At 40.2% G+C, this 5023-nt stretch carries 5 protein-coding genes; 3 read left to right on the plus strand and 2 right to left on the minus strand.

Annotation, left to right across the window (positions count from 1 at the left end; translation table 11 throughout):
* Positions 1-142 precede the first annotated feature (142 nt).
* Entirely contained in the window at positions 143-304 is a 162-nt protein-coding gene (locus PX481_RS29150; RefSeq protein WP_196219814.1) for a hypothetical protein, read from the minus strand.
* A gap of 81 nt (positions 305-385) precedes the next feature.
* Between PX481_RS29150 and PX481_RS29155 the strand changes: the two genes are divergently transcribed.
* The 3 genes from PX481_RS29155 to PX481_RS29165 are packed head-to-tail and all read left to right on the plus strand — an operon-like array spanning position 386 to position 3918.
* Positions 386-1771, plus strand: a complete 1386-nt coding sequence (locus PX481_RS29155; RefSeq protein WP_288097462.1) for a dihydrolipoyl dehydrogenase family protein — start codon at positions 386-388, stop codon at positions 1769-1771.
* A gap of 25 nt (positions 1772-1796) precedes the next feature.
* Positions 1797-2420 carry a dTMP kinase gene (gene tmk, locus PX481_RS29160; RefSeq protein WP_288097466.1) on the plus strand — a complete coding sequence of 208 codons (624 nt, stop codon included), beginning with the start codon at positions 1797-1799 and terminating at the stop codon, positions 2418-2420.
* 4 nt (positions 2421-2424) lie between these two features.
* A complete protein-coding gene (locus PX481_RS29165; RefSeq protein WP_288097464.1) occupies positions 2425-3918 on the plus strand; it encodes a thymidylate synthase in 1494 nt (497 codons plus the stop codon).
* A gap of 172 nt (positions 3919-4090) precedes the next feature.
* Here the strand turns inward: PX481_RS29165 and PX481_RS29170 are convergent, their stop codons facing one another.
* On the minus strand, positions 4091-4522 hold the full coding sequence (locus PX481_RS29170) for a DUF4278 domain-containing protein (RefSeq protein ID WP_002758794.1): 432 nt from the start codon (positions 4520-4522) through the stop codon (positions 4091-4093).
* Positions 4523-5023 lie beyond the last annotated feature (501 nt).

Genomic DNA, 5023 nt, shown 5'->3' on the forward strand with positions numbered 1-5023 from the left:
TTGAGGGGGTCAATTACCTAATTTTCAGGGAAAAAGTAGCTGAATTTCCCCCTGATCACTCCCATATCTGGTACTTTTGGATTTCAAAAAAGTCTAAAAGTCTTATCCAGCAAGGTTTTTAGATTTATTCAGCCAGCCCTACTTAAGTGTTAAGTTTCCGATTCCTGAATACCGTCTCCTGATTCCTGACTCCTGACTTGAAAGAGGGTGTAGGGTGTAGGGTGTGGGGTGTGGGGGAATGGGGAAATGGGGAGACCACTTCGTGCGCGTTGCGGGGGGAAGTGGGGAAGTGGGGGAATTTCAACTAAAACCCTTAAACCCTAACACCCTAACACCCCAAAACCCCCAACACCTTTTTTGACTTTTGACTTTTTACTTTATATTTGTGGTTTACGACTTAGTAATTATTGGTGCCACTCCTACGGGGATAGAAGCGGCTTTGTTGGCTGTTCACCTCAAAAAAAGGGTGGCTTTAGTGCAACAGCCTTATAGCGGCAATTTAGAGGCATCTGAGGACATTTTTAGCAAGGGCTACAGCCAAATTATCCATCTCTATAAACTGCTGAATCATTGGCAAGAAACGGCCATTTATCCCCAATGGCAACAGTTGCGGCAATGGTTAGAGGAAGTAGATAAAACTATTAATAAACATCATTCTTTAGCGAGATTAGCCACGGAAGGAATAGATGTTATCCCGGGTGGGGGGGAATTTGTTCGGTTGCCCCATTTAGGATTTGTGGTTAATGGTCGGCAATTGTTGGCTAAACACTATCTTATCGCCACGGGTTTTTATCTGCAAGTCCCGAAAATTTTCGGCTTAGATAAAGTTAATTATTTTACCGCTCAAACCCTTTGGCAAGGGCCAAATTTAGACAAGTTGGGACAACATTTAGCGATTATTGGCAACAGCAGCATGGCTGTGAGTTTAGCGCAAATTCTCCGACGTTTGGGGAAAGAAATTAGCTTAATTATCGAGGATAATTATCTACTGCCGGATATTGATCGGGAAATCTCCCATTTAGTTACTGCCATTTTAGAAGCGGAAGGAATTAAGATTTTACCCGGCTATTGTCCTAGTCAAGTGAAAGCGATCGAGGGTCAAAAATGGTTACAATTAGGCAATCGTGTTATCGAAGTTGATGATCTCATTTTTGCCGGTAATTATCAAGTCAATGAACAGGGATTAAATTTGGCCGGGGTGGGAGTTAAACTAGAGGAGGGATTAATTAGGGTTAATCAGCAATTCCAAACCGATAATTCCCGCATTTATGCCCTAAATTTGCTCAGAAATAATTATCCCGATCCTACTTTAAATCACCGGGCTGCTTTTGGGTTAGTCAAGCATCTGCTCACGGGAGAAAAATTTAACTTTAATCCCGAGCAAATTCCCTCATTTATTGCTTTCGATCCTGCTATTGCTTGGGTGGGTTTAACTGGAAAAGCAGCTCAGGACAGCTATGGTGAGGAGGTAAAGATGATCAACTATCCAATTAAAAATATGGTCCCACAGCAAATCTGGGGGGAAACCACGGGATTTTGTCAATTAATCTACCGACAAGATGGTAAAATACTGGGAGCGCAAATAGTCGGTAATCAAGCAGCAGAAATGATTAGTATTATCAGTTTAGCTTTCCAAGAAAATTTAACCATACAATCCCTCAATAAAAATATTTATGCTTGGGGAAGTATGGGAGAGATTATCGGAGAAATGACGGAATTAATCCCCCCGAAAAAATCTTGGTTAACTTGGCTAAAACAATTATTCAGATAATTAGATTGAGAAGGAAGATTAAATGATGAAACCGAAATTTATTGTCTTTGAAGGTATTGACGGATCGGGAACAAGTACCCAAGCAAAACTCTTACAAGAATATTTTTTAAAGCGAGGGGAAAAAGCAGTTTTAAGTCCGGAACCTTCCGAGGGAGTCATCGGTCGTTTGATTCGAGAAATAATGCAAACTAATCTTATTTCTATCAAAGATCAAAATCAATTTGACCGACAAATGGCCTATTTATTTGCAGCTGATCGCCATGATCACTTATATAATGATCACGATGGCATTTTTAAACTTATTCACCAAGAACAAACCCACGTTATCACTACTCGTTATTATTTTTCTTCCCTGGCCTACAATTGCAATAATCCCGAAGAATTTGCTTTTGTGCGGCAGTTAAATCAACATTTTCCCAATCCAGATATAGTTATTTATATCGATGTTCTTCCCGATATTTCTCTAGCAAGAATTAAAAACAGAGCCATCACAGAAGTGTACGAAAAACAAGAAAAATTAATGAAAGTTCGTCAAATGTTTATCCAGATATTTAAAGAATATAAAGATAATTGTTTACAACTGGATGGTAGTGATACAATAGAAAACCTTCACCGAAATATTATTAATTATCTTGAACGATTAATTTAAATCCATGCTTAGTACAGAAACCACCCCTAAATTCACCTACCAACCCCACTATAAACCCAATCAATTAATCTGCGGTCACGGCCAAACAGCAATTATCACGGGATGGACAGTAAAACAGTCCCTTGCTAAACATTTAAATCCCGACCAATACGCGGTGATTGGTAATCTTTATAGTCCCACCAGAGGAATTAGTCCCCTGCTGAGAAACTTAATAGCAAATCCCCACGTTAGATACTTAGTTATTCTCAACGCAACTAAGGAAGATAAGAACTCCGGTAGCTGTCAATGTTTGCTAGATTTTTTTAGTCAAGGATTCCAGTTAGGAAAAAGTGACACAGGTAAAGAATGTTGGCTAATTAATTCTTCTACCACTGGATATATTGACAAAGAAATTGACCGAGAAATTCTCGAAAAATTGCGTCAATCGATTCAATATCAACCAGTTAAATCCATCCCAGAAGCGATTGAAACTGTCAAAAATTATGCAAAACAATCCCCCTTACCAACTTGGGGAAAACCATTAACCTTTCCTATCTCAGAAAATCTTCCTTCTTTGCTACCCGGGACAAGATACGGTCATCGCATTGAAGGAAAAACTATTGCTGAAACTTGGGTAAAAATTCTCCAAAAGATTAAAACCACCGGCACAATTAGACCGACAGGATATGATGGTAAATGGCAAGAATTAATTGACTTAATGGCCGTTGTCACCAATGAACCCCCAGACTTTTATTTTCCTGAACCTAATTATTTGCCTATAGATAGAGCTTTTCTCACCGAATATATCGGACAAATTCTCGATGATTCCCCTATACACCAAGGAGTTAAATACACCTACGGTCAAAGATTGCGCTCTTGGTTTGGCCGAGACCAAATTGCACAGGTTATTAATAAATTAATCTCAGAAATTGACGCAGCCAGTGCAGTTATGTCCCTCTGGGATGTGAAAGACCACGAAAAGGGAGGTAGTCCCTGTTTAAATCATATTTGGGTGCGAGTGGTGGAAAATGAATTATCTCTCACCGCAATATTTAGAAGTAATGATATGTTTGCCGCTTGGCCGGCAAATGCCATGGGATTGCGCGCTTTACAGCAACATATTTGCCAAGAAATCAATCAACGCTCCCAGTATAATTTAACCTTGGGTCCATTGATTACTATTAGTCAATCGGCCCATATATACGATGATACTTGGGAGAATGTCGAACGATTAATCGCCACCCAGTACGATAAAATTGTCAATCAGCGCGACTTTTTTGACCCTAGCGGTAACTTTTTGATTTCTGTGGAAAAAGAACAAATTCTCGTCCAACAAACTACCCCCGGCAGCGGGGAAGTTGTCGCTTGTTATCAAGGCAAAAATCCCCTCAAATTAATCCGCGAGCTTGCCGCTACCAATCCCGCAATTATTCCCGAACATATCGGTTATCTGGGAATCGAGTTACAAAAGGCATACAATTGTCTCAAAAATAATCAGCTTTATATTCAAGACCAGTAGATAGGTGGGAAGTTTCAGTGAACAGTGAACAATAAACAGTAAACAGTGAAAAGACAGTAGGAAACTTCTATTTAATACTACTCACTTAAAACTCAAATCTGATAACTGATAACTGATAACTGATAACTGATTACTGATAACTGATTACTGATAACTGATAACTGATAACTGATTACTGGTCCTTGTTTGCTGAACCAGCGCCGCGATATTTGAGAGATGAGGAGCGAATTGGGTTAGCCACCGTCGGATTATTGGTGATTTTAACCTCCGCACCGCGATATTTACCTCCTCGCTCCTTGACAGGAGCCTCGGTGACTGTTGGCTCGATATAGGTGGCGCCACGATACTTTTTCTCGCCGGCGGTTTCTGGAGTGGGGACGGGGAGATTCTTCTGCTCTTCTCGTCCTTGCCATAAAAAGGTGACGACAATCACAACTGTCAAGAGAATTAATAGCTGAATCTGCCAAGGAGCTAAAACCAGACTCAACACTAAACTAATTACCGTGGCGGCACTGGCCAGATAAGCGATCTCATCGCTGGACTGCTGCCAGAAATAGGCAGCCAAGGCAGCGGTGAATAGTGGGAACAAAAACAAATAGGACATTCTGGGTACACCTTGTCACGCTAGTGAACCAATCTCTCTATTATTACCCCCCTAGCTTCGATCGGCGAAAAATATTAACTTAGCTTATGTTACATATAAGTTTTATTTTGTCAATTCTTCTTTACAATTCGTAAAAATATTGTTACATTTATTTACATGAGCTAAAAGTTAAAGCAAAACAGCCAAGACACCAAGCCAGTTCAGATTGTTTCGGGGAGTATCAGACAAAATATGATTCCCTTAGTCCGAGACAACGGTGAAAAACTGGGCTGACTAGCTTAAAAAAGTTTTCGGGGTTTGGGTTTGCCCCATTGACAGATTTGCTTGAGTTCTCCTACATAACTTAGCGCTACCTCGGCTGGACACCGAGGTTTTTTATTTGGTTACAGCGTTTTCGACTAAGTAGGGTTTGCTGAATAAATCTAAAAACCTTGTTGGATAAGGCTTTTAGACTTTTTTTCCCTGAAAAAGTGCCTACCATTGGAGTGATTGGGGGGAAAA

It is taken from the genome of Microcystis sp. M53603_WE2 (genome assembly GCF_030065435.1).

Excerpts from the sequence above, each read along its gene's own strand:
- PX481_RS29170 (WP_002758794.1), bottom strand. The coding sequence starts at position 4,522 with ATGTCCTATTTGTTTTTGTTCCCACTATTCACCGCTGCCTTGGCTGCC.
- tmk (WP_288097466.1), top strand. The coding sequence starts at position 1,797 with ATGAAACCGAAATTTATTGTCTTTGAAGGTATTGACGGATCGGGAACA.
- PX481_RS29165 (WP_288097464.1), top strand. The coding sequence starts at position 2,425 with ATGCTTAGTACAGAAACCACCCCTAAATTCACCTACCAACCCCACTAT.